The following is a 23767-nucleotide window of genomic DNA, read 5'->3' as shown; positions in this document are numbered from 1 at the left end:
CTAATCTGTTGTATATTAGAATATCAATCATCACTGAAATATAAAGAGGTTAGACTGTGCCTAAAAATAGTAGATCACCAAAACAACACCTGAACCCATTAGAAAAATGGCTGGCTTTAGAGTGGAATAGGCCGGAAAGATCCTACAATCCAGATGTCAGAGATTTTTTGGCAGGATTGCTTGATTATCCTAAAGATCATGTTGTCACAGAGGATGCAGCTGGAGGAGGGTATGCAGATATTAAGCTTTTAACCCATGAAAAAATTGCTTGGGTTGTGGGTGATTTAAAAAAAGATGATAAAGAACTGACTACAGAAACCGGACGACAAAAGCTATGGAATCAAAAGCGCAAATATGTTGAAGGTTTAACTCGCTATGTTGTATTTCTGACGGCTCACTATCTTTGGATTGTTATGCCAACAGGTGACGCTGTTCAAGAATTAGAAAATCCAATTTATTTATCTAATATTACTTTTGAAGAATTAAGAGAAACACTCAAATTTATTTCTTATTCACAAGCATCTCACAATAATCAATGGCAAACTTTTATTGAGGGAAACCTACCTTATATTTATTTAAAACTTGATGCAAATGATACTTTAAATCAATTGCGACGAGATTTACAAATTAGTTTTACAGAATTAAACGCTGCCGCAGAAGGTGTTATTGCAGACTTAAGTAGAAATTATGAATATTTTAAGCAGCAAGAAAAAGAAGCTGAGGGCAATTTAGCATCTGCGACGACAGATAGTAGAGATCGAGCAATGATGCGCCTCAAGCGTAAATTTAATTTTGAAAGGCATTTATGTGAGGATATTTTACCCCAGTTTGAAGCTCAATATGGGCGAGAAATCAATGCAAAAGATAAACAAACGCAAGAAAGAATTAAGGAGGCATTTGCAGCTGATTCTGTAGCTGTATTGATTGCACGAGTTTTATTTCTACGATTGGTAGAAGATTTGGGATTAACCAATAGACGACGACTTTCTAATGGTGGTCCACAAGATTGGTCAGCGTTTGTTGATCACCTAATTGGAGATGCAAAGGCATTAGTAAAACTGGTTGCTGAGGATTTGGGGCGGCTGTATCATGAGCCATTTGAACAAAATGTGTTTGATTGGATTTATGAAACAAATGGAGCATTAAATGAAGCCTTACAACGTCTGATTCTCCGATTTAATGCTTATGATTTTTCGGGTTTATCTGAAGAAATTTTAGGAGACATTTATCAAGCATTTTTACCTGCTGCTAAACGTAAACGCTTAGGAGAATTTTATACACCCCCTTCAATTGTTGATTGGTTATTAGAACAAACAGTTTTCAGGCACGAAGAAGGAAAATTACTAGATCCATCTTGTGGCAGTGGTTCATTTCTCGTACGCTATGTTCATCGCTGTTTAGAAGATGCAAAAGCAAGAGGTTTAGATGTAGATTTTGTATTGCAAGAACTACAAAAAAATGTTTGGGGGTTTGATCTGAATCCATTTGCTGCTTTTATCAGCCACTTTCAATTAATGTGGGCAATGATAAGATTTAAACCTTCTAGAAATCAAACAGATATTCCCAATATTTATGTTTATAACTTAAACAGTTTGCTTCGGGATGATGATTTGGTTTCGATTTTAGGAGAAGATTTCTTATCTCCTGGATCATTGGAACGCGATCGCAGTCAGTGGAAATACATTCTCGGAAATCCGCCTTATATTCGTGCAGAACGGGTAAAATATGGCGAGGAAATGAAAGGACTATGGCAACAAGTCTGGGGACAAAATGCCGACACAGGTTTAGTTTTTCTCTATCGTTCTTTGACAGAATGGCTAGAACCGAATGGTTTTTTAGGCATGGTGGTAAGTGGTGGCTACGCTAATTCTGAAGCAGCCGCAAAGGTTTGGAAACTGCTTTATCCTAGACAAAATGCAGCACTACGAAAAATAGTTTGGCTGGAGTTTGCTGGAAAACAGTGGGATGCAAATGTAATTCCTATGTTGTTAGTAATTGAAAAAACATCAGCCCAAGAAGATGATGAAATTGAAGTTTATGTACCGTCAAAATGGCCAAGTAATGAACAATCGGTAAAAATTAAATACAAAGATTTTTTTGATGCCAAAATTAGTCCAAGAATTACTGCTATTGATCCAAGTAATCCCACAGAAGGTTTGTGGGGAGATTATTTGTTACCATTGCTGCATCCTAATGATGTTCCAATACTAAAAAAACTTTATCCAAACGATAATGGTAGAAACGTTGTTGAGTTAAAAGAAGCCGTTGCAAAACAAATGAGCCGAAATAACCGTCCATTTTGGTTTACCTATGGCATTCAAGCAGGTAGAGAGGCACAAGTTACTGAAAGTTCTACAGGCAATCGTTCTATCCAAATATTAACAGGTGGAAATTTGGCAATGGGTTGGCACGGGGAACCGGAAGGATGGCTCAATCTTGAAGATGTCCAGAAACTTAGTATTTGGGGGGAGCTTACACATTCATCATTTATTGCTGTGGCTGAATTAGCACTTGTTCCATTTGCTTCTGTCGTGGAGAGAGAAGACCTTGCTGCTCGTAATAGCATTGTTGTAGCTTTACCAAAAACAGACGGAATATCAGCAAAGGCAATTACTTCTTTTATAAATAGTAAATTAGTTCGTTTTTACTACTTAATTAGACTGAGATCAGGAGTATTGGAAGGTTCTTCTCGTTCACATATTTACCCTCGTGTCCTCGAAGCATTACCTTGGATCAAAAATTTAGCACCTGATATAGAACAGCAATTAGTAGATGGGTATAATAATCTATCTCGTTTAGCTGGTATTGCTAGAAACAATCCCAATGAGTGGCTATTATCAGAAGTAGAAAAGCAAATTGTCACAAGTCGCTACAGGTTGAGCGATCGCCGTTTGGGTTTAAACTTTTCTAGCTGGAGTACAGAAGACGTATTAGCAGAAGAATTAACCTTGGATGGTAACTGTATTGGGGCAGATTTGTTTTCACTAGAACTGGTTGATGCTGATTTAGCAGAATTAGTTTATTTACTCTTAACTAGTAGCACTGATGAAACTATTTCTAAGGCAACCATTCAAAAATTGAATGTGCCTCAAGATTATACCACTTTGATGCAAAACTATCGCCAGCGATTTGCTGATTTTCAAGAAGTTGAATCCGATTTTTTCAATGCTCTTAACCAAATTGATGAAACTGTTTACACCATGTTCAACATCACTGACAGAGAAAAAGATCATATTGAAAATCGTCTTGGTAGTTTCCCGTTAAACAAGTTACAACCTCGATATCCCTGGCAAACAGTTAGACCCCGATCCATAAAGGCATATACTGAAGATAGATTTGCATAAACGTATTGACTTGAGTGCATCCATATAAATTATCCTAAATTGTAGGGGCATGGTAAATCTGCCCTTGCAACTGATTACACCCAATCAAAAGTTTTAGTAACCGCCTTCTTCCAAAGCCGATAACAACCTTCCCTCTCCTTTATTGGTGTAGCGAGTCATCCCCACAATTACACCCCTAGCATCATTGCGCCAATAGGGTGCAAATAACCCAGAAAAAGCAGGGACAAAATAAACACCACCGTTATCTGTAACTGTACTGGCTAATGTTTCTACCTCTGCACTGGTTTGAATTAATCCCAAGTTGTCACGTAACCATTGAACCAAAGCACCAGCGATAGCCTACGGCGCACCGAAGGTGTTCGCAATACTCCCTTCCAAAGCATAAACCACCGGAGCATCACCCAACTTGTAAGCTACCGTTGTCAATAAACCATGTTGGGAAATCACCTTTTGCTGGCCTGTATTCAGCAGCATAAAGCAACCAGTACCATAAGTATTTTTGGCTTCACCTACCTGAAAACAAGTTTGTCCAATTAATGCGGCTTGTTGATCACCTAAATCAGCAGCAATGGGAACTCCTGCCAAAATACCCGTAGCTTGACCATAAATAGCCGATGAAGGGCGAATTTCTGGCAACATTTGCCGGGGAATGCCCATAATCTCTAAAATTTCCGCTTCCCAGTCCAGAGAACTCAAATTCATCAGCAAAGTCCGACTGGCGTTGGTAAACCGACATTCCGCACCCCCCAGTGTCACAATCGGTAATTTCGGATTTTTGAATACCTTTGATGATAATTTTGATACAAAATTGTTGGAATCTTAGTTGACACTCCCCGGTCTAAAGACACGGGGATTCTTAATCGAATAATTGCAAACACAACTGCTCGAATAATATCCGCTTTTCAGGTATTACCTTAGATGTACGGTTCCCCGCCTGATGCCGTTTGCCATTTCTGGCGGCATCGTTGCATAAAAGGGCGTTACTTTCTCCCAGTCCAGGAGTAGGCACTAACGATTGGTGCGTCGGCTTTTTACGTCTGTTGCTGACGAATTTCAAATTAGCTCTTCGTAAAATTGTCCGAGAAGCCTGAGTATCAGCATGGTCAATATGACCACAGTTTTCACAAATGAACTTTTCGCCATCTCTATTAGCTTTACTAATATGATGACAAGCCGAACATTCTTGAGAAGTAAATTTAGAATTAACGGATAATACTGGCTTACCAGACTTCAATGCCAGCCAAGCAATCTTAGAAAATAATTCGCCCCAACTGGCATCAGAAATAGAGCGATTTAATCCACGTTTTGCAGCCTGACCATTAGCCATAAATCGTCCTTGCTGCTTTTTGGGTTGGCAACGGGACTTCATAGCCTTAACATTTAGATCCTCTTGGACAATTGCCTCAGCGGTGTTAACAACTTTATTGGCTGCTTTCCATTGATGATCATTTCGCTTATCTGCAATCTTTTTATGTAGCTTGGCAACTATTTTCCCGGCTTTTTTGCGATTATTAGAACCCTTGATTTTGCGGTTAACTCGGCGCTGTCTGATTCTTAATTGACGGCGGACTTTTTTATTAGTTGCAAATTGAGGATTTTCAATAAACGAACCATCCGACAAAGAAATTAATTTATTAATTCCTACATCAATACCTACTGCTGATTTGACGGTTTCAATTTCTGTAACTTCAGGTAGGGATTCAGGTAACTCGAGTAATACACTCATGTACCAGCCGTCAGCTTCTTTAATCACTGTCACCGTTCTAATATCAGCATCTATTGGAATAGTACGACTATCAAAATAGCGCATAGTCCCCAGTCCAGGAAAGTAGGCATGGGAATAGCATCGGGGCTGATTAGATTCACGATTAACAGTTAATTTTACTTGTCCTGGCTTGAATTGAAATGTTTTAAAGTTGGCTGCTTTACGAAACGCAGGGAAACCCCTTTTGTGTTGAAAAAATCCGTTATAAGCAATATCTAATTTAGCTAAATTGCCTTGTAAAACATCTGAATTAATTCGGCTATACCATTCAGACTCAGAACGTAGTTCAGTTGTTCTCTTGCCTTGAATATCAGTCGCACTACCCCAGGTTAAACCATGCTTCTTACTATTTTTTGTTAACCCAGAGGACATTACACCATGCTTAACGACGGGGCAGGTCAAAGGGCAATAAGAGCCATATTCAATACGAGTATCTAAGTCTGAAAATGCACCATATTGGTAAATTACTGACTCGTCTGATTTCTGGTTATTAGTTTCAAATCCGCGCTGACGTTCTGCCAAACAATAATTTCTGTGTTTCCGTAAAGTAACAAGCCACTCAGACATTAAGGCTTGTTGCCCAATATTCGGTTGTAGCTTGAATCTCCAGCGTATTTGCACAGGTTTATTTTGTTGATGTGATTGACGATATAACTATTATATGGCAGTATTACAGTAATGTCAACCCAATATTGTATATGAAGAAAAAACCTCTAGCGGTGTACCTAGATGAAACTGAAAGAAAGAAACTTGAGGATATCGCCCAAGGTTGGGGAATGAGTCTTTCGTCAGCCTTAAAAAGATTAGTTAGAGAGAAATAAAATGTTGAAAAGATTTAATGACCCGCATCATGATCGAGAATATTGGAAGCGGTTAAAACCGCACGGGTAGGCTTTCCCCCGCGCTCTAAAGAGACGCGGCTCCCAGCCTTCCCGCGATCCCCTGGTGGCGATAGCGAAGCGCTGCTGCAAGCAGTTCGCCAATCTCAAATCCCCAAACGACCATTTTTCCTTGTGTGACAGTTTAGGGTGCGGAAGGTGGGTAAGAATGGCTGAAAGCCTTATGATCTGTTTCTCTCTTCATTATACATTGCCTAAATTGACTCAAACTAAGCAATGTTTGAAAGGCATAAATACATGAATACTTTACAAAACTTTACGTCGTGCTAAATTTTGCGCGTATCTTGTCTTTACCCCATAATATCGGAAACTGCTGTAAAGCGATCGCTAAATCAATTCATAACGATTCTATCCAGTTGTAGCAACGCTGAAAACAAGTACCAGTAGTATGGCCATTGCACTTACTTTTCTATGTTTTCCGACCCCCGGGCAAATTCCTTGCAGCCGAGGGTGACAGAGAGAATCTAATTAAGCATGACGTTGACTGACTAAAACTTGATAAGAATATTCAAAATCATCATTAGTAATCCTGATATCAGCCGGATTTGTCTGTCCTTGCGATCGAAAACGGCGAATAGCTTCTACAGCAGCTTGATTGGATAGTAATACTAAATCTGCACCATTCCAGCCTTCCGTGACTTCAGACCAATAGGTTAAATTTACATCTAACAATGGTCGTCCCTGAGTATAGACTTGCAAAATATCTAAACGACTGGCTAAATCAGGTAAATCTACCTTAAGTTGTAAATCCAACCTTCCTGCCCGTAATAGAGCAGAATCAAGAGCATCAGGACGGTTTGTTGCCCCAATTACTAGAATACTTGCACCGACCTCTAAACCATCCAACTCAGTGAGTAATTGCCCCACTACCCGGTTACTCACACCAGAATCACCACTGTAAGTTCCCCTTGCCGGGGCTAAGGTATCAATTTCATCAATAAATATCACACAGGGTTCTGCCTGTCGCGCCTTAGCAAATAATTCCCGTACCGCTTGCTCACTAGCACCTACCCAACGGGTAAGCAACTCTGGTCCATTGACACCAATAAAATTAGCCCTAGCTTGGGAGGCTACAGCTTTTGCTAATAGAGTTTTGCCAGTTCCCGGTGGTCCCCATAACAAAATCCCCTTGGGAGCTACGGCTTTGGTTTGGAGGTAAAGTTCTGGATAAAGTAAAGCCCCTTCCACTGATTCTCGCAAGGTTTGTTTAATTGTTTCTAAACCACCAATATCGTCCCACGCCACTTGGGGAACTTCAACTTCAACGCTGCGAAGTACAGCCGGCTTGATTTCCTTTAGCCCTTGTAAAAAATCAGTTTGATTGACCGTCATGTTTTCTGGAGCTTCCACTTCTATGGAAGGAACTTGACGGCGGAGGGCGGTATAGGCGGCTTTTTGACAAACGGCCTTCAAATCAGCCCCCACAAATCCCACCGCCCGCTCGGCGATAAAATCCAGGTCAACCGTATCATCCAAGGGCATGGGGCGGGTGAGAATTTGCAGAATTTCTTTGCGGCCGTTGATGTCAGGAATGCGAAACTGGACTTCCCGGTCAAATCGTCCCGGTCGTCGCAAGGCTGGATCAAGATGGTCAGGGCGGTTAGTAGCTGCGAGGACAATCACCCCTGGGCTATGGGAGAACCCATCCATCAAGCCTAATAATTGGCCAACTAGACGCTTTTCAACTTCCCCTTCTACTGCACTGCGGTCTGGGGCGAGGCTATCAATTTCATCAATAAAAATAATGCAGGGAGCATTTTTAGCGGCTTTTTCAAAAATACCGCGCAATCTTTGCTCCGCTTCACCGTAATATTTACTGATGACTTCTGGCCCGACAATAGCAATGTAGTTAACACCCAGTTCCTCAGCCAAAGCCCGGGCAGTGAGAGTTTTGCCGGTTCCTGGCGGTCCAACTAACAATACGCCATGGGTGGGTTCTAGTCCCAATTTAGCAAGTAGGTCAGGACGTTTTAAGGGAATAGCAATCAGTTCTTTGAGTTCTTTGAGAATTTCGCTCAGTCCACCGATATCTTTAAGAGCAATACCCGATGTGGGATCGGGAGGAACAACTGGATCTGATGGACTTGCACCTGAAGCTGGGGGTGATGGAGTGTTCATTCGACTTGTACCCACATCATTACCCATATTATTGCTGCGAGGAATATTTCCTGTTCGGGGAATGTTGCTTAAAGGTCGGGAATTAAACTGAACATTGGTTTTGATTTCTCCGTTTTCTGCCTTTTCTTCTAGGGTTTTTACCAGTTCTAGTAACTGTTCAAATCCTTTGAATAAATCACTCATAATAGTCCTCCAAAAATTGATGCTAAACAGTTCTTAAAATAAAAGATTGGCAGCACCTTGAACTCTAGCAAGTGGTTCTACCGATCTGGGTAACTTAGGTAAACGAATAATTGTTTGTTCGGGAAACAAACTACTATCAGTTGCCAGTTCTTGGCTGTAGCGATTTTGCACTACATAACGTTGCTGAATTTTCATTGTTTTCAACGTTTCTGTTAAGCGGATATGTTCAGCGATGATCGCTGCTTCTGCCTGAATTACGCCCACAAATTGGGTATGACGTGGATCTTTTAATTTCTTTTGAGCTTGGACAACTTGTTGGCGCAGATGTCGCAACCGTCCCATAAAATCAACTCGACCTAAGACATTTTGATATTTCATCCACAACTTAAATATCCAAGATAACCATTCCCCTAAAGCAGTTGGCATTTGTAAAAATTGCAGGAGATGACCTGTTGGTGCTGTATCTAAAATAATCAAATCTTGCTCGTTACTGTCTAATAAATCGAGGATGGTAATTAGGGATAACATCTCATCAATACCAGGTAAAGCTTGAGACATAATCTGTCGCCAAGCTTCTGGAAGGTAAGCAATATTTACTGTTGTTTCAGTTTCTGTTCCTTCTCCACTAATCATATCCGCTAATTCCCAAAGGTAATCAGCACGGAATTGATCTAATATTTGGGCGGCATCAATTTCTTGTCCGCTTAAGTTAGGAGTTAACAATACAGGTTCATGTCCTAATTTTTGACCAAAAGCATCTCCTAATGAATGGGCAGGATCTATAGAAATCATGCGGATCTTTTTCTCAGGATAACGATTAGCTAAAGCCCAGCCCATTGCGGCAGAAACTGTGGTTTTGCCAACTCCTCCTTTGCCACCAACAATAATTAGTTGACAGCCTTCAGCTATAAAATCACTAAAGCTGGGGGAAACTTTGTCTGGCCATTGGATTAGTGGCGGAGTTACAAGTTCAACACTATCAATTGTATGCATTTGAGATGCGAGATTATCTAACGCAACTCCACCTAATGGTTGAATTTTTTGTTGAGGGACGACAAAAACTGGTTTATTTTGGGAAATTGTTAAGAATTTATTGATAAATTTTTGTTGTTCCGCATAGCGGTCTGGCTCTATATCTAAATCTGTCAAAATTCGATTAATTATTATTCCCGCATAGGGAACATCTAGAGTCTTTAAATTTCCTAAGAATCGCTCTGTTTCCGCAAAACACATGGGTTCAGAAACTGCGGCAACTAAACAACCTGTAAATGTATCATCTTGTAGTAGTCGTCTACTTTCTGATAATTGCAGTTTGAGATCAGCTAAAAAGTCATCTACTTCATCCCTTGTATAACCTCCTGTAAAAGTTTGCGTGATCACCTGATGTTTTTTCTGAAATAGTTCTAAAGAGTTTAAAATAACATCCAGAAAATCTTTCAGTCGTAACAAGTTTAATGTATGACCAGAAGGAGCCATATCAACTACTATCCTATCTACTTTTTTTTCAGACAGTAAGTGTTGAATTTCTAGTAACCCCATTAATTCGTTTAAACCAGGCCAGTCTAAATCCCAAACAGGGGCTAAGTCTTCTCCGTCAGCTAAACTACCTCGCTCCACTAATAGTTCTAAAAATTGACTATATTTGGCTTTAAATTCTAGCAACAGTTTTTGAGCATCCAAGGCCTGAACACTCAAATTAGGTAAATCTGCTAATGGCGAGGCATAATCTCTCACTTTTGAAAGTAAAATATCACCTAAAGAATGTGCGGGATCTGTAGAAAGTAACAAAATTCTTTCTTCAGGGAATTGTCTTGCCCAATAACGAGCAAAACTACAAGAAATAGTGGTCTTGCCAACTCCACCTTTACCGCTAAACATGACTAAGTGAAGTGAGTCGTATTGATTCATAAAAGTCTAAAAAAGTAAACAAAAGTTGGCAGAAATAATTAAATGAAGTGATAAGGAGGAATACCTTCTCCTAAAAATAGATCCCAACGAGGACAAGTTTGCTGCCAAGTTAAAAATTGTTCTAAAAGTAAGGTTTTATCTTGGTAATTGACTAGAAGGTAAATCCGTACTTCTTCTTCTTGTTCTTGAATAATAACGGGAATTTGATTGATTTTACTGATGAAATTAATCAAGATTTCTTTTTCTGATGCTTGGGCAAGAATAAAGTTCTTTTGCCTTTGATAGTGTTGCTTCTTAGCTAAAAAGTAATGTCTACCTGATTCTAAAACTGGTGATTCTTCTGTGATCATGCGAGGGATTAGTTTTAGAATAAATTCGGTTTTACAATTGATTTTTTCTAGCTTATCTAGATATTCTTGTCCATAGGATTCTAGATGAGTTAGCAGGTTGTCTGTATTAGCAAAATAAGTTCCAAAACGTAATGGTAAAACTGTAATTTGCCGAAAAATATCACAAATGACTCTATCATGTTCTATAGCCATCTGGACAATTTTTTCATCATCATCTTGAAATGAATCTAAAGATATTCCAGGTTCGACAATAGCTGAAAGTCCATTTCCATCAATTTGAATTACTGAAGTAGTAGAACCTTGTGGTAAATGTAAGGAAAAGCTAGGCGTTTTTAAAAAAGCATAAGTGTAAAGGTTTTCTAGTTCCATATGTTTCACCTGTATAAAACTATTTTCCGGTGGGAGTTAATAAGATTTGTCTTCATGCAAATACCAGATAAATTTAGTTCTAAATTATTCAGTATTTACAATAGTAACTTATTGGTTATAATACTAGAAAATATTCAGGTTTTATCATGAAAAGCTTTCGTCATCGTAGTATTATTAGAGCTAAAATTAGCACGATGCCACGACATATCTCTGAGGCATCTAGTCAATTAGAACTTTATAAGATGGTAGCTGAGAAACAACGTATTAGCAGAGAATTATCTTCTATTAAAGAACGAATGGCTACACTTCAAAAACGGTTAGATTCTCTCAATAATGAGATAGATAACACAGAAAAAACGATTCATAAATTGCGTCAACCTCACTCCAGCACTGCTCAAAATATTGTGCGTTCAAAGAATGTTGTTGAATCCAATAACTACCAGACTTTTGAGATTGAATATTAAGATATAGAATCTTGATGAATTTGGTAAAAATGGACACACTAAATCAAAAATATTACCCGCAGAAGCGGGTTTTTTACTATCATCTTAAACGCTATTTAAGTCTTGCAATAAGTCTGTTGACGTTAAAAATTATTATTCCTGCGGTACTAGGGCAATAAGACGAGATCCTTGTCTCTATCAATTTCTGTTGTCAATTGAGGTTTTACTACAAAGTCTTCCTCTTCCTCTTGTTCTAGTTCTAGTTCCAAGCGTGCTTCTTCTTCTGCCAGTTCTAATTCTAAGCGGGCTTCCTCTTCCAATGCTTGAATTTTCAAAAGAAGTTCCTCTTCTTGAATCTCGAAGTCCTCTTCAGAAATTTCGCCGATATCGAAAGAAAGCTGTAAGTTTAATAATTGTTTATGCAAATTTTCTTGGGCATCAAATTCAGTATTGGTACGCTCTTGGATCTGCTCACCAATCCAGACAAGTCCATTAAGTGGACCCATGATTGGCAATAGTAGAAGTTTCGTCAGCATAGTAAAAGCTCCTATGAAGCAAGCTGGGCAAATGTGTAGGGTGCGGTAAAATTGTTGTAGCGAATACGTAGGCGATCGCCAAATTTTCGATCAATAGCTTCGACTCGTTCGCTGAATACAGATTCTGTTTCCCAAGGAATTAAAAAAGCTGCATTGTAGATCATTTCTTCCGTCATCGGCTCACTTTCTATAATCTCCTTAGCTAAAGGATGTAGGTTATTAAAGAACTCTTGAATAACAGTCTGTTTGCGAGCAGCTAAATTACTTTCAATTAATTGTCCGATTTGGATTATTTCCTCCATCTTCAACTTTTTGCCTTCCATGTTGTCGCGCTGCTGCTTCAAATCCTGATTAGACTCCATCATGGCTTGCAATTCTGATTTACTATCCCAAAGAATCTTAATGCTTACCTCTCTTTGTCCTGCCAGCTTTTGAAATAACTCATTTAATTGCTCTTTATATGGTTCAATTAGTTGTTTCTGGATTGTCTCCCAATCTTTGACAACTAATCCAAACCGTAGAGGCAAAAGAACATGAAACCCTTCGTGCATTGCTTGTTCTAAAACTTTTTCATGAGTTAACAAATTACGACGGGAAGCCAAATATTTTTCTTGACAAGCATCCGAATATAAAAAACTAAAGCCGTCAACCACCTGACTATGAACAGATTGTTTATCCAATCCTTGAAGATCAACGGTTTCAGGAATTGGATCTGGAAAGATGCCGTACAAATAAAGACCAGTATTCATAATCTGCAAAAAAATCAAACCTAAATTTACGACTGATAACGGGGAATTAAATTGGTTTTGATGTCAAAACTAACCTTAATTTGGCGTGAATAAGATCTAGTTGAGCTACACCTATATCTATTTCACCATCTACAACTATTCCGGTATTTAAAAGCCTATCTAACAACTCTAGTATCGAAGGGCGATTCCCGGTTTCTCCCGGATAATAAGAACCAGATGCTGGTAAAAGACTACCAAAATCTCCTAAATTTATATTCAAATCTGCTGGATCAATGTCAAATATCTGGCACAAATTTAAAATTTGTTCCTCTAACTTTTGTAAACTTTCTGCGGTTCGCTCTAAATCAGATTCACTGAGCAAATCCTCTTCCATCCGCCGAATTATTTGAGCTTCCATTAATTGACGTATCAATTCCAGTACAGTCAATAATAAAGGAGCTAAACCCGTTTCACTATTAGATTTCTTTTTAGGAGAGGTGTTTAGAAATTCGTTAGAGTTTTCAACTGGAATGACGTTGAGAAAATCGTTGGAGTTTTCAACTGGACTGTAGACCATTTTTATGATTCCACATAAAGGTTTAAATTTCTTTGATGTAATTTAATCATGAAAATTGCCAGAGTTCCAGTGTTTATAAATTGGATATGGATAACTCCTGAATTTCAATTAATTAGACATCAAGTTGAGAATCTATCGGCAACGGAATACTTTCTTCATGGGTTTGATGGGTATTATCTTCAGTAGTTTGATGGGTATTATCTTCAGTGGTTTCTACTAACGAAATTTGCTCTTGTACTTTAGCTGATGTTAGTAAATTTATCTGTGATTCTAAGTTCTCTAGACGATTCTGAAGTTGCTGATTTTCTTCAACCAACCGTTGAGCTTTGGTACTAAGATAAGGGTCTGTTTCCCACCAATTGATACCCATTTCTTTGGCTTTATCCACGGAAGCAATTAACAAGCGAATCCGAATGTGTATAAGTTCTGTGGAGGCAATAGAGATAGAAATATCGCCAGCAATTACAATCCCTTTATCTAAAACCCTTTCGAGAATGTCCGCTAAAGTCGAACCCTGGGTAGATGTGTTAATAGCTCGACTTGAGTTGGTTTGAGGACGTGTTGGCAGTATTGGCGTAGAAGTCACGAATAATTCAACTCTTGAATAGTATAAACACAATGATTTTTGTAAACTAAAGATTTTTGCTCCGAAAAATATGGAGCATTAATGATTAGTTAAGAACTTTGGTTGAAGGCTTTTGAAATCCCTTGAATTCGTTATTTTTTTGCTGAATTACGTAATCAGAAGCTTCTTTTTCTAAGGGAACATCATTTCCTAAATCTGTATTGGCGAGCGTATCCATTGTTGGCAAGCTACCCAATTCGGCATCATTTAATATCTCGATTTCTTTGTTGGAAAATTGAGAAATGACATCCAGGAAAATATCTGTAGACTCATTGACAGATAGATGGGTACGGTTAGACAAAATCTCCATAGCAATTTCCTGAAAAAAGGAATTTTCTGGTTCTGCTACAAGGTTGTTGTCTGCACAGACTTTAGCAATCATTAAACAAGACCGTAATCCTGATGTTTTTTCTGCACCTGTAGCTATCCGAAATGATTTAACTAACCGGACTATTAAGTGAGCAGATTCTTTTTGTATGTTCGTTTTCTGAATTAATATCTCTGTTTGAGTGATCTCATCTGGTTCTGGCATATTAATAGTTACCAATCTATCCATCAAAGCATCTTGTGTCGAGTGAACTCCACAATACTCTTCAGGATTAGATGTAAAAATAGCCCGAAATTGAGGACTAACACTCAGGTATTCTGGCTGATTACTACTAGGGGGAAGGCTCAGAATTTTTTCTTCTAATGCTGATAGCAAGACGTTATTAACTTCAGGTCGTGAACGGTTAAATTCGTCATAGACTAAAGTAAAGCCTTCACGACAAGCGAGAGTTAATCGAGAATCAACCCAATTTTGTTTGAATTCGTCTTCAACTTTAACAACACTATGGATATAGTTATCTAATAATTTTTTGTGAGTATAACCGGATTCACTACCAATCAGATCCGAACTTTTAAATTCGTCGTCTCCAAATAGTAACATTACTGGTCTGTCTAGACAGTGAGCCAAGTGCAGTGCTAGGGTTGTTTTCCCTGTGCCGGCGGGTCCACGTAAGTGAATGGGGAATCCTGATTTGAGATAAAGTAATGCCCGAATTGCGACTTGCTCGATAGCAGGTGTGACTACAAACTGCCCTGGACGGACACGAAGAACTGCTCTTTTATGATTAGTTTTAGTCATAATTACGAGATGAAGATGGTAAGTAAATTAAGATTGTCAGAAAAAAGAAATATTATGAGAATAATGTGAAATTTCTCAATTGATGTGCTATTATCGTTCCATTAGTTAAGCGCATGAAGTAAGAACTCCAGTTTAATAAACGTAGTAAATTTAACGCTAAATTGAATCTATACGTTACTGTCGCTACGGTTTAAATATGGACTGCCGACTCTTCAGGCCTAAACTCATTGTTGAATTTTATTATCCGCCCCCTTGTTTTACCAGCTTTGCACCTGGAATGTCAGGGGGCTTTACTATTTAGACCTATTCTCTAACAGACAAACTCTGTGTACTGAGAGATTAACGGTTAGAAATACCAAAAATACTTACAAACAAATCCTGACGGAATGCTTGCAGTTCTTTTGCTTGTTTTTGAGCTTTAGAAATGCGTTCTTGGGCAGTTTCTGCTAAAAATTCTTGGCTGGTTTGCTCAAGTTGTTTACGGAACGCTTGTAGTTCCTCAGCTTGCTGTTTAGCTTGGGCAATGCGTTCTTGAGCAGTTGCTGCTAAAAATTCTTGGCTGGTTTGCTCAAGTTGCTTATGGAACGCTTGTAGTTCTTCAGCTTGTTTTTGAGCTTTAGAAATGCGTTCTTGAGCAGTTGCTGCTAAAAATTCTTGGCTAGTTTGATCAAGTTGCTTATGGAACGCTTGTAGTTCTTCTGCTTGTTTTTGAGCTTGAGCAATGCGTTCTTGAGCAGTTGCTGCTAAAAATTCTTGGCTAGTTTGCTCAACTTGCTTACGGAACGCTTGTAGCTCTTCAGCTTGTTTTTGAGCTTGGGCGGTTCTTTTCGCTGTTGTAGCAGACAAGAATTCATTAGTCTCTTGAAATAGTTGAGCTACTGCTTCAGCTATTGACTGACGTTCTTGACGAATTTTTGGTATTAAAGCAGTCATAAATTTCTCCAGAAAATGATAAACTGGCATTAACTAGGTTCACTGAATTTTTTAATCCACTGAATCTAGTTTCAGAGGTTTCCGCTTTTTTGTTATATCCTTTGAGAAACCTTAATTTCAGAATGCTCTTCTTTCATCACTATTTAGATAAATCAACAGATTTTCAAGGTTTGACAACCTAGTAAAATGAAGGTTTCACCTGATTTTGATAGAAGAGGGATATACAGATAATAAAAAAAGCAGGTTGAATATCAGGATTAAATTAAAGACTCATTAATCCTGATATTAGGAATTTACTTAATTAAGCAGGAACTGCTGCTGATTGAGTTAAACCAACTGCTTCTGCATATTTCAAATAGGTTTCAACGGAAGCGATGACAATCCGAGCTTCAATTGCTAGTAGTTCAATACCAACTAAAGAAACACGAACCCAAGCATCAATTACGATACCTTTGTCAAGGATTCTATCAATAACTTCTGCCAAGCTGGAGGAAGAATTAGTTTTTTCGACTGCCATAATATTTGCACCTTAGCTCATTGTTGTTGTGAAATTGATCTAAATGTGGAGAATAACTATCAAATTAAAATCTAATAGTTATTCTCCCCTAATTTTGAACCTGCTAAATAATTAAGCAGGAACTGCTGCTGATTGAGTTAAACCAACTGCTTCTGCATATTTTAAATAGGTTTCAACGGAAGCGATAACGATCCGAGCTTCAATTGCTAGTAGTTCGATACCAACTAAAGAAACACGAACCCAAGCATCAATTACGATACCTTTGTCGAGGATTCTATCAATAACTTCTGCCAAGCTGGAGGAAGAATTAGTTTTTTCGACTGCCATTTTTTTAAGTCCTTGTTATTTGTTGTTGTGAAATTGATCGGATTTAAAGAACAACTGTCAGATTTTGATCTTCGAGTTATTCTACTATGCTTTGAAAATCTACTTAATTAATAATTAAGCAGGAACTGCTGCTGATTGAGTTAAACCAACTGCTTCTGCATATTTCAAGTAGGTTTCAACGGAAGCGATAACGATCCGAGCTTCAATTGCTAGTAGTTCGATACCAACTAAAGAAACACGAACCCAAGCATCAATTACGATACCTTTGTCGAGGATTCTATCAATAACTTCTGCCAAGCTGGAGGAAGAATTAGTTTTTTCGACTGCCATTTTTTTAAGTCCTTGTTATTTGTTGTTGTGAAATTGATCGGATTTAAAGAACAACTGTCAGATTTTGATCTTCGAGTTATTCTACTATGCTTTGAAAATCTACTTAATTAATAATTAAGCAGGAACTGCTGCTGATTGAGTTAAACCAACTGCTTCTGCATATTTCAAGTAGGTTTCAACGGAAGCGATAACGATCCGAGCTTCAATTGCTAGTAGTTCAATACCAACTAAAGAAACACGAACCCAAGCATCAATTACGATACCTTTGTCAAGGATTCTATCAATAACTTCTGCCAAGCTGGAGGAAGAATTAGTTTTTTCGACTGCCATAATATTTGCACCTTAGCTCATTGTTGTTGTGGAATTCATCTGATTTAGAGAACAACTGTCAGATTTTGATCTTCGAGTTATTCTACTATGCTTTGAAAATCTACTTAATTAATAATTAAGCAGGAACCGCTGCTGATTGAGTTAAACCAACTGCTTCTGCATATTTCAAGTAGGTTTCAACGGAAGCAATAACGATCCGAGCTTCAATTGCTAGTAGTTCGATACCAACTAAAGAAACACGAACCCAAGCATCAATTACGATACCTTTGTCAAGGATTCTATCAATAACTTCTGCCAAGCTGGAGGAAGAATTAGTTTTTTCGACTGCCATAATATTTGCACCTTAGCTCATTGTTGTTGTGGAATTCATCTGAATCTAGAGAACAACTGCCAGATTCTGAATCTTCGAGTTATTCTACTATGCTTTGAAAATCTACTTAATTAATAATTAAGCAGGAACTGCTGCTGATTGAGTTAAACCAACCGCTTCTGCATATTTCAAGTAGGTTTCAACAGAAGCGATAACGATCCGAGCTTCAATTGCTAGTAGTTCGATACCAACTAAAGAAACACGAACCCAAGCATCAATTACGATACCTTTGTCAAGGATTCTATCAATAACTTCTGCCAAGCTGGAGGAAGAATTAGTTTTTTCGACTGCCATAATATTTGCACCTTAGCTCACTGTTGTTGTGGAATTCATCTGAATCTAGAGAACAACTGCCAGATTCTGAATCTTCGAGTTATTCTACTATGCTTTGAAAATCTACTTAATTAATAATTAAGCAGGAACCGCTGCTGATTGAGTTAAACCAACTGCTTCTGCATATTTCAAGTAGGTTTCAACGGAAGCAATAACGATCCGAGCTTCAATTGCTAGTAGTTCGATACCAACTAAAGAAACACGAACCCAAGCATCAATTACGATACCTTTGTCAAGGATTCTATCAATAACTTCTGCCAAGCTGGAGGAAGAATTAGTTTTTTCGACTGCCATATATTTGTACCTTAGCTCACTGTTCTTTTGATGGTTAGTTAGTTGCTTAACAAACCACAATATACAAATATCACTTATTCCAAAAGATGTAAATAGATAGAAAGGTAAAAAAATGTAAATAAATGTAAATTCTATTATTCATAATTTTGTCCGTACTACTTGTCAATATTACTTAGAGAGCCTGGATAATATTCTTGTTTTTATTTGATTAACATTTGACTAAAATATGAGATATCTGCTTCTATTTTAATATAGATATACCGCATGAACCTAAGCTGGGCATACATTTTTAGCTTTTTGGGAATAAAATTTAGATAAATGCAGTAGGGCATAGATGGTATCTAAGTATCTCTGAGAAATAAGTAAATAGACTATTTTTAAATGTGTAGGAAATATAAAATATAAGTAGAATTATTCTTCAGTACGTAAGCCTTGGTTACGGTAAATTCACTTAAATTTGAGTGAATTCCTGTTTTAAATTAGGTATTATTACTATTAGCCACTCTTTGTTTAAATAAAGTAGGATGATTTGATTAATTATTTTTTCTAAAAACTATGTCTATACAAGGGACTCCTCCTACTGTCTCACAGACGGCTTTAGCTGCTTTGGTGGATGCGTTTATTCAGCAGGGTCATCCGCCCCATTATGCTCAAGCGATGGCAACTTCAATTATTTTTCAGACGGATTTAGATTTACGGAATGCTCAGATGGCTAATCTCTTGGGTTGGTTGAAAGAAGAACATCAAGATATCTATCCTTTTGCGCTGGCTGTAGTGGAAAAAACTTGCTCAGACTTTGAGCGTCAAGTTCAAGAAGGTTGAGTTTCTGGGCTGAGTTGGCTTAAATGAGCAAAATAGGGAAAAATTAGCTGAAATGGCTAATTTTTTCATTTTCCTCACAGATAACTTTTATGGCTGATGCCACGCAGCAAGGTCTAACTAAGATTGATAGGATGGGAAAAAGATACAGATTGTTACGATACTTGAAAATTCTGGCGTACTATGACTATTCTCAACATTGTCTCTCCTTTAAGTGCGATGCCTACTGCAAGCGAAGCTATCGCACAACAAACCCGACAAGCTGCAAGTAAGCTGGCAGTTCTCTCCACTGAAGATAAAAATCAAGCCATTGAAGCGATCGCTCAAGCTTTAGAATTGGCTAAGGATGATATTTTGGCAGCAAATTTGGCTGATTGTCAAGCAGCGATAGCGGTGGGAATCGCCAAACCCCTATATAAACGGTTACTTTTGGATGAACATAAATTAAGGGATGCGATCGCTGGTGTGCGAGATGTTGGTAAACTAGATGATCCTATTGGTAAAGTCCAAATTCATCGGGAAATTGATACAGGTTTAATTCTCAAACGCATTACCTGTCCTTTAGGCGTTTTAGGCATCATTTTTGAAGCCCGTCCTGAAGCCGCAATTCAAATAGTTTCCTTAGCAATTAAATCCGGTAATGGTGTAATTCTCAAAGGTGGTAAAGAAGCATTACGTTCTTGTGAAGCGATAATTAAAGCCATTAAACAAGGATTATCTCAGACTGCGGTTAACCCTGATGCCGTGCAATTGTTAACCAGTAGAGAAGAAATATTAGAACTATTGCAACTAGATAAATATGTAGATTTAATTATTCCCAGAGGTTCTAATGCTTTTGTGAAATTTGTCCAAGACAATACCCGGATTCCCGTATTAGGTCACGCTGATGGTATTTGTCATCTTTATGTAGATCAAGCCGCTGATATTACTAAGGCTATTAATATTACTGTAGATTCTAAAATCCAATATCCCGCTGCTTGTAATGCCATTGAAACTTTACTAGTTCATAGTAGCATTGCTGCCGAATTTCTGCCCCAAGTTGCCGCAGCTTTACAAGCACAAAATGTAGAATTAAAAGGTGATCAGCGCACCTTACAAATTTTACCAGATATTGCCCCAGCCACAGAAATAGACTGGCAAACAGAATACAGTGATTTGATTTTAGCCATTAAAATAGTTGATTCTTTAAATGAAGCCATATCCCACATTGAAAATTATGGTTCTCGCCACACAGAAGCAATTATTACTGAAGATATCACAGCCGCAGAAACATTTCAAGGCTTAGTCAATGCAGCAGGAGTTTATCATAATTGTTCTACCCGATTTGCTGATGGTTTCCGTTATGGATTTGGTGCAGAAGTGGGAATTAGTACCCAACAAATGCCCCCGCGCGGACCAGTTGGTTTAGAAGGTTTGATTACATATAAATATCAAATGTCTGGTAATGGACATATTGTGAAAACCTACACAGGTGCAAACGCAAAATCATTTAGTCACCGTGATTTGTAATCATACTATTAATCTCGTTCCCAGTCTCTGACTGGGAATGCTGAATTGCGGCTCTGCCGCTAGTAGTTCGTCAAATTTATTTTGACGAGTGATGATCGGAAAAAACTTCTGTTCTTCCCTCCCCTACCCCCCTACCTCCCCTACCTCCCCTACCTCCCCTACCCCCCCTACCTCCCCTACCTCCCCTACCTCCCCTACCCCCCTACCCCCCCTACCTCCCTACCTCCCCTACCCCCCCTACCTCCCCTACCTCCCCTACCCCCCTACCCCCCTACCCCCTACTTGCCTTCACCCGTCATTTTCGGGTTGACAGACCACTAGTGATAGAGGAGGTAGAGCCTCATAGCTGGCATTCCTAGCCGGAGGCTAGGAACGAGGGAAAGTCTTTAAACCAAGGCTTTTAATAAAGCTTGCAATTTAAGTTGCACTTCCGCAAATTCCTTTTGAGGATCTGAACCAGCAACAATACCTGCACCCCCATAAAGTCTGGCATAATTACCATCAATTAAAGCCGAACGAATCCCCACAATAAATTCACAATTTCCTTCCCCGTCTACCCACCCTAGAGGGGCTGCATATAGACCCCTTTCAAAACTTTCATAACGGCGAATTTCTGCACAAGCAATATCCCGCGCTGCGCCGGCAACTGCTGGAGTAGGATGGAGTTTAGCAACTATTTGTAGAGGGTGAATATTATTAGGAACTACTGCGCTAATTGGTGTCCATAAATGCTGAATATTAGATAATTGTCGCAGTCTAGGGGCTAAAACTTGGGGAAATAAACCCAGTTGAGATAAATGGTGAGTAATAAAATCTAGAACCAGTTTATGTTCGTGTTTTTCTTTGGGACTATTAACTAAATTGTTAGCATTTGTAGCATCTTCTGTGGGAGTTTTTCCCCTCGGTGCAGAACCTGCCAAAGCATCAGTAATTAACTGCTGTTTGTGAATACTAATTAACCGTTCTGGACTAGCACCAATAAAGTTTTGTCCTTGACCATTACTGGTGGAAAATACATTACAATTAGGATGTAGTTGGCGGAGATTATTTAAAGATTGTAATAAGTTAAAATCATGATTAGCACTGACATCTAAAGTATCAGCTAAAACAATTTTTCTTAACTGGTTAGCATGAATTATTTCTAGAACTGATGAAACAGAAGTTCTGAATTTATCACCGTTATTAGTGATCTTTTTATATAAGTTTAAGGGAAATTTATCAATATTTAGAGAATGGGTATTCAAAGATTTAATAATTTCTAAATGGCATTGTAAATTATCCAATATTTTGGTAATATTAATCCTAGAATTAATAATTGTATTCATTATTAATGTGCAGCGACTATTTTTTAAAGTTATTTGCCAACAAGGTAAGAAAACCGTAGCCGAAGGAAATGGATAATCTGCTTTTTTATGCTGATCAAAAAAACTGAAAGTACAAAAAAATCGAGGTAGGGAAAAAGTCTGATTTTGATGAGATATAGGAATTATGTTTTTTAGACAATTTTTGATAAATTCTTCTGATTTTGTAAACCTATCTTTACCAGAAATTTCTATTTTATCTAAAGTGCCAATTGCCGCCATTGCTTCACCATTACTTCTATTTTCAAAATAAAAGTTTATGGTATTTTTATGATTAAATTTATCGAAAACTAGCAAAGGATCAACTAAGCTAATTTCTAGGGGAATACTGACAATTTTACTATTATTATGGCGACGGCAATTTTCCTGAACCTCTAATAGCAATTGATTAAGATATTTGTAATCTACAAAGGTGTGGCTACGACATGGTGAAATTGTCATGGATGTATAAGTTAATTTTTATTAAGTTATCTTCCTAAAATGTCATAAATCATGGTGGTATTTTTATAGGTAACATAATTCAGTTACCATTAACCAGCATAAACTTAGTTTGATTTTGGGCTTGATCCTGTTTTGGTAGCAAGATAGCAGGTTTTATGGCAGGATATTCCCCTATAATCATAAAATTAGCACTTTTTGGTAATTTACCAAAGTTAAACTCTGAAATTATAAAATTTAACCGATAACTAAAGTTCTGGTAATTTAACTAATCACAACTGATGACTTCAACTCAGATTTCACCACCTCAAGCTAAACTATGGCTGGCGGCTATTAAACCGCCAATGTACAGTGTTGCTATTATGCCGATTTGGGTAGGTTCGGCGGTAGCATTTAGGGAAGTAAAGATTTTTAATATAACAATATTTTCTTTGTTTATTGCCGCAGCAATTTTGCTTTTAGCTTGGGAAAATATTAGTAATGATGTATTTGATGCAGAAACAGGAATTGACCAGAATAAACATCATTCATTGGTGAATTTAACTGGTAATAAAACTTTAATGTTTTGGATAGGAAACCTGTGTTTAGGTTTGGGGTTGTTGGGAATAATAGCGATCGCTTTTGTGCAAAAAGACCCCACAGTTATTGCTATAATCCTCTTATGCTGCGGCTTAGGCTATATGTACCAAGGTCCCCCCTTTCGGCTAGGATACCAGGGTTTAGGGGAATTTCTCTGCTTTTTTGCCTTTGGTCCATTGGGTATGGGTGCAGCCTATTACAGTCAAACTCAAACTTGGTCTATCATTAATTTAGCAGCTTCCATGATTTTGGGCATTGTTACCAGTTTAGTGCTATTTTGCTCCCATTTTCACCAAGTTGCAGATGACATAGCCGCAGGAAAGAAATCTCCCATTGTGCGTTTAGGAACGCAAACAGGCGCAAAGGTATTAGTCGGATTTACGGCGAGTATTTATCCCTTAACTTTGCTATTTGTGATTTTGAATATTTTCCCAATTTGGACTTTACTCAGTTTCCTGAGTTTACCTTTTGCAATTCAATTATGTCGTCACGTCTTAGAAAATCACAATCAACCAGACAAAGTAAGTAACTCTAAATTCATCGCTATCAGAGTTCAGTTTGTGAGTTGCTTATTTTTGGGTGTGGGATTTATTCTGGGTTAATAATTTTCAGAATTAAACGCAGATAAACGCAGATGAACACAGATAATTTTATAC

General features: G+C 38.1%; 26 protein-coding genes. 6 read left to right on the top strand and 20 right to left on the bottom strand.

Going from position 1 to position 23767, the window contains the following annotated elements; genetic code table 11:
- Nucleotides 1-56 precede the first annotated feature (56 nt).
- A complete protein-coding gene (locus NG743_RS19380; protein ID WP_257120702.1) occupies nt 57-3344 on the top strand; it encodes an N-6 DNA methylase in 3288 nt (1095 codons plus the stop codon).
- 93 nt (nt 3345-3437) lie between these two features.
- Here the strand turns inward: NG743_RS19380 and NG743_RS26980 are convergent, their stop codons facing one another.
- From NG743_RS26980 to NG743_RS19370, 3 genes are all read right to left on the bottom strand, one after another.
- Nucleotides 3438-3668: an FGGY-family carbohydrate kinase gene (locus NG743_RS26980; RefSeq protein ID WP_371316435.1), complete on the bottom strand. Its 231-nt coding sequence runs from the start codon at nt 3666-3668 to the stop codon at nt 3438-3440.
- Between the two features lie 15 nt (nt 3669-3683).
- Nucleotides 3684-4100 carry an FGGY family carbohydrate kinase gene (locus NG743_RS26975; RefSeq protein ID WP_371316434.1) on the bottom strand — a complete coding sequence of 139 codons (417 nt, stop codon included), beginning with the start codon at nt 4098-4100 and terminating at the stop codon, nt 3684-3686.
- A 100-nt stretch (nt 4101-4200) separates the two neighbouring features.
- Nucleotides 4201-5676, bottom strand: coding sequence for an RNA-guided endonuclease InsQ/TnpB family protein (locus tag NG743_RS19370; protein ID WP_052149947.1), 1476 nt, complete (start codon nt 5674-5676; stop codon nt 4201-4203).
- A 131-nt stretch (nt 5677-5807) separates the two neighbouring features.
- On the opposite strand from NG743_RS19370, the gene NG743_RS19365 reads away from it, so the two are divergent.
- Nucleotides 5808-5930, top strand: a complete 123-nt coding sequence (locus NG743_RS19365; protein WP_027400631.1) for a histone H1 — start codon at nt 5808-5810, stop codon at nt 5928-5930.
- Nucleotides 5931-6476: 546 nt separating this feature from the next.
- On the opposite strand, the gene NG743_RS19360 is transcribed toward NG743_RS19365, so the two are convergent.
- The 3 genes from NG743_RS19360 to NG743_RS19350 are packed head-to-tail and all read right to left on the bottom strand — an operon-like array spanning nt 6477 to nt 10936.
- Entirely contained in the window at nt 6477-8309 is a 1833-nt protein-coding gene (locus NG743_RS19360) for an AAA family ATPase (protein ID WP_027402308.1), read from the bottom strand.
- A 33-nt stretch (nt 8310-8342) separates the two neighbouring features.
- Nucleotides 8343-10217 carry an ArsA family ATPase gene (locus NG743_RS19355; RefSeq protein WP_173401701.1) on the bottom strand — a complete coding sequence of 625 codons (1875 nt, stop codon included), beginning with the start codon at nt 10215-10217 and terminating at the stop codon, nt 8343-8345.
- Nucleotides 10218-10255: 38 nt separating this feature from the next.
- On the bottom strand, nt 10256-10936 hold the full coding sequence (locus tag NG743_RS19350) for a GvpL/GvpF family gas vesicle protein (RefSeq protein WP_027402306.1): 681 nt from the start codon (nt 10934-10936) through the stop codon (nt 10256-10258).
- A 146-nt stretch (nt 10937-11082) separates the two neighbouring features.
- Between NG743_RS19350 and NG743_RS19345 the strand changes: the two genes are divergently transcribed.
- Nucleotides 11083-11400, top strand: coding sequence for a hypothetical protein (locus NG743_RS19345; RefSeq protein ID WP_027402305.1), 318 nt, complete (start codon nt 11083-11085; stop codon nt 11398-11400).
- Between the two features lie 146 nt (nt 11401-11546).
- On the opposite strand, the gene NG743_RS19340 is transcribed toward NG743_RS19345, so the two are convergent.
- The 13 genes from NG743_RS19340 to gvpA (NG743_RS19280) form a co-directional block, all read right to left on the bottom strand.
- Nucleotides 11547-11915 carry a gas vesicle protein GvpG gene (locus NG743_RS19340; RefSeq protein WP_027402304.1) on the bottom strand — a complete coding sequence of 123 codons (369 nt, stop codon included), beginning with the start codon at nt 11913-11915 and terminating at the stop codon, nt 11547-11549.
- Nucleotides 11916-11926: 11 nt separating this feature from the next.
- Nucleotides 11927-12664, bottom strand: a complete 738-nt coding sequence (gene gvpF / locus NG743_RS19335) for a gas vesicle protein GvpF (protein ID WP_027402303.1) — start codon at nt 12662-12664, stop codon at nt 11927-11929.
- 46 nt (nt 12665-12710) lie between these two features.
- The gene (locus tag NG743_RS19330) at nt 12711-13220 is read right to left on the bottom strand and encodes a gas vesicle protein K (protein ID WP_080683857.1); all 510 of its coding nucleotides are present in this window, start codon (nt 13218-13220) and stop codon (nt 12711-12713) included.
- A 112-nt stretch (nt 13221-13332) separates the two neighbouring features.
- Nucleotides 13333-13806 carry a gas vesicle protein gene (locus NG743_RS19325; protein ID WP_051424297.1) on the bottom strand — a complete coding sequence of 158 codons (474 nt, stop codon included), beginning with the start codon at nt 13804-13806 and terminating at the stop codon, nt 13333-13335.
- Between the two features lie 85 nt (nt 13807-13891).
- Complete coding sequence (gene gvpN, locus NG743_RS19320; RefSeq protein WP_071992771.1) at nt 13892-14971, bottom strand: gas vesicle protein GvpN; 1080 nt, start codon at nt 14969-14971, stop codon at nt 13892-13894.
- Nucleotides 14972-15310: 339 nt separating this feature from the next.
- Nucleotides 15311-15904: a gas vesicle protein GvpC gene (gene gvpC, locus NG743_RS19315; RefSeq protein WP_027402301.1), complete on the bottom strand. Its 594-nt coding sequence runs from the start codon at nt 15902-15904 to the stop codon at nt 15311-15313.
- A gap of 301 nt (nt 15905-16205) precedes the next feature.
- Nucleotides 16206-16421, bottom strand: a complete 216-nt coding sequence (gvpA, locus tag NG743_RS19310) for a gas vesicle structural protein GvpA (protein ID WP_015080752.1) — start codon at nt 16419-16421, stop codon at nt 16206-16208.
- 111 nt (nt 16422-16532) lie between these two features.
- The gene (gene gvpA, locus NG743_RS19305; protein ID WP_015080752.1) at nt 16533-16748 is read right to left on the bottom strand and encodes a gas vesicle structural protein GvpA; all 216 of its coding nucleotides are present in this window, start codon (nt 16746-16748) and stop codon (nt 16533-16535) included.
- Nucleotides 16749-16862: 114 nt separating this feature from the next.
- Nucleotides 16863-17078, bottom strand: a complete 216-nt coding sequence (gene gvpA, locus NG743_RS19300; RefSeq protein WP_015080752.1) for a gas vesicle structural protein GvpA — start codon at nt 17076-17078, stop codon at nt 16863-16865.
- A 114-nt stretch (nt 17079-17192) separates the two neighbouring features.
- Complete coding sequence (gene gvpA, locus NG743_RS19295; protein WP_015080752.1) at nt 17193-17408, bottom strand: gas vesicle structural protein GvpA; 216 nt, start codon at nt 17406-17408, stop codon at nt 17193-17195.
- A 115-nt stretch (nt 17409-17523) separates the two neighbouring features.
- Nucleotides 17524-17739 carry a gas vesicle structural protein GvpA gene (gvpA, locus tag NG743_RS19290; protein WP_015080752.1) on the bottom strand — a complete coding sequence of 72 codons (216 nt, stop codon included), beginning with the start codon at nt 17737-17739 and terminating at the stop codon, nt 17524-17526.
- Between the two features lie 117 nt (nt 17740-17856).
- Complete coding sequence (gene gvpA, locus NG743_RS19285; RefSeq protein ID WP_015080752.1) at nt 17857-18072, bottom strand: gas vesicle structural protein GvpA; 216 nt, start codon at nt 18070-18072, stop codon at nt 17857-17859.
- 117 nt (nt 18073-18189) lie between these two features.
- On the bottom strand, nt 18190-18405 hold the full coding sequence (gene gvpA, locus NG743_RS19280) for a gas vesicle structural protein GvpA (protein WP_015080752.1): 216 nt from the start codon (nt 18403-18405) through the stop codon (nt 18190-18192).
- A 555-nt stretch (nt 18406-18960) separates the two neighbouring features.
- Here gvpA (NG743_RS19280) and NG743_RS19275 point away from each other — a divergent pair.
- Nucleotides 18961-19227 (top strand): hypothetical protein, encoded by a 267-nt coding sequence (locus NG743_RS19275; protein ID WP_027402300.1) that lies wholly within the window; start codon nt 18961-18963, stop codon nt 19225-19227.
- Nucleotides 19228-19407: 180 nt separating this feature from the next.
- A complete protein-coding gene (locus NG743_RS19270; RefSeq protein ID WP_027402299.1) occupies nt 19408-20733 on the top strand; it encodes a glutamate-5-semialdehyde dehydrogenase in 1326 nt (441 codons plus the stop codon).
- Between the two features lie 386 nt (nt 20734-21119).
- Here NG743_RS19270 and NG743_RS19265 read toward each other — a convergent pair whose 3' ends face one another.
- Nucleotides 21120-22535 (bottom strand): isochorismate synthase, encoded by a 1416-nt coding sequence (locus tag NG743_RS19265; RefSeq protein WP_027402298.1) that lies wholly within the window; start codon nt 22533-22535, stop codon nt 21120-21122.
- A 278-nt stretch (nt 22536-22813) separates the two neighbouring features.
- Between NG743_RS19265 and menA the strand changes: the two genes are divergently transcribed.
- The gene (gene menA, locus NG743_RS19260) at nt 22814-23713 is read left to right on the top strand and encodes a 2-carboxy-1,4-naphthoquinone phytyltransferase (RefSeq protein WP_027402297.1); all 900 of its coding nucleotides are present in this window, start codon (nt 22814-22816) and stop codon (nt 23711-23713) included.
- Nucleotides 23714-23767 lie beyond the last annotated feature (54 nt).

It is taken from the genome of Dolichospermum heterosporum TAC447 (genome assembly GCF_024584745.1).
Lineage (GTDB): Bacteria > Cyanobacteriota > Cyanobacteriia > Cyanobacteriales > Nostocaceae > Dolichospermum > Dolichospermum heterosporum.
This window is presented reverse-complemented; position numbering and strand designations above follow the sequence as displayed.

Coding starts and splice junctions, on each gene's coding strand:
- NG743_RS19370 (WP_052149947.1), bottom strand. CDS start 5,676: ATGTCTGAGTGGCTTGTTACTTTACGGAAACACAGAAATTATTGTTTG.
- NG743_RS19365 (WP_027400631.1), top strand. CDS start 5,808: ATGAAGAAAAAACCTCTAGCGGTGTACCTAGATGAAACTGAAAGAAAG.
- NG743_RS19360 (WP_027402308.1), bottom strand. CDS start 8,309: ATGAGTGATTTATTCAAAGGATTTGAACAGTTACTAGAACTGGTAAAA.
- NG743_RS19355 (WP_173401701.1), bottom strand. CDS start 10,217: ATGAATCAATACGACTCACTTCACTTAGTCATGTTTAGCGGTAAAGGT.
- NG743_RS19350 (WP_027402306.1), bottom strand. CDS start 10,936: ATGGAACTAGAAAACCTTTACACTTATGCTTTTTTAAAAACGCCTAGC.
- NG743_RS19345 (WP_027402305.1), top strand. CDS start 11,083: ATGAAAAGCTTTCGTCATCGTAGTATTATTAGAGCTAAAATTAGCACG.
- NG743_RS19340 (WP_027402304.1), bottom strand. CDS start 11,915: ATGCTGACGAAACTTCTACTATTGCCAATCATGGGTCCACTTAATGGA.
- gvpF (WP_027402303.1), bottom strand. CDS start 12,664: ATGAATACTGGTCTTTATTTGTACGGCATCTTTCCAGATCCAATTCCT.
- NG743_RS19330 (WP_080683857.1), bottom strand. CDS start 13,220: ATGGTCTACAGTCCAGTTGAAAACTCCAACGATTTTCTCAACGTCATT.
- gvpN (WP_071992771.1), bottom strand. CDS start 14,971: ATGACTAAAACTAATCATAAAAGAGCAGTTCTTCGTGTCCGTCCAGGG.
- gvpC (WP_027402301.1), bottom strand. CDS start 15,904: ATGACTGCTTTAATACCAAAAATTCGTCAAGAACGTCAGTCAATAGCT.
- gvpA (WP_015080752.1), bottom strand. CDS start 16,421: ATGGCAGTCGAAAAAACTAATTCTTCCTCCAGCTTGGCAGAAGTTATT.
- gvpA (WP_015080752.1), bottom strand. CDS start 16,748: ATGGCAGTCGAAAAAACTAATTCTTCCTCCAGCTTGGCAGAAGTTATT.
- gvpA (WP_015080752.1), bottom strand. CDS start 17,078: ATGGCAGTCGAAAAAACTAATTCTTCCTCCAGCTTGGCAGAAGTTATT.
- gvpA (WP_015080752.1), bottom strand. CDS start 17,408: ATGGCAGTCGAAAAAACTAATTCTTCCTCCAGCTTGGCAGAAGTTATT.
- gvpA (WP_015080752.1), bottom strand. CDS start 17,739: ATGGCAGTCGAAAAAACTAATTCTTCCTCCAGCTTGGCAGAAGTTATT.
- gvpA (WP_015080752.1), bottom strand. CDS start 18,072: ATGGCAGTCGAAAAAACTAATTCTTCCTCCAGCTTGGCAGAAGTTATT.
- gvpA (WP_015080752.1), bottom strand. CDS start 18,405: ATGGCAGTCGAAAAAACTAATTCTTCCTCCAGCTTGGCAGAAGTTATT.
- NG743_RS19275 (WP_027402300.1), top strand. CDS start 18,961: ATGTCTATACAAGGGACTCCTCCTACTGTCTCACAGACGGCTTTAGCT.
- NG743_RS19270 (WP_027402299.1), top strand. CDS start 19,408: ATGACTATTCTCAACATTGTCTCTCCTTTAAGTGCGATGCCTACTGCA.
- NG743_RS19265 (WP_027402298.1), bottom strand. CDS start 22,535: ATGACAATTTCACCATGTCGTAGCCACACCTTTGTAGATTACAAATAT.
- menA (WP_027402297.1), top strand. CDS start 22,814: ATGACTTCAACTCAGATTTCACCACCTCAAGCTAAACTATGGCTGGCG.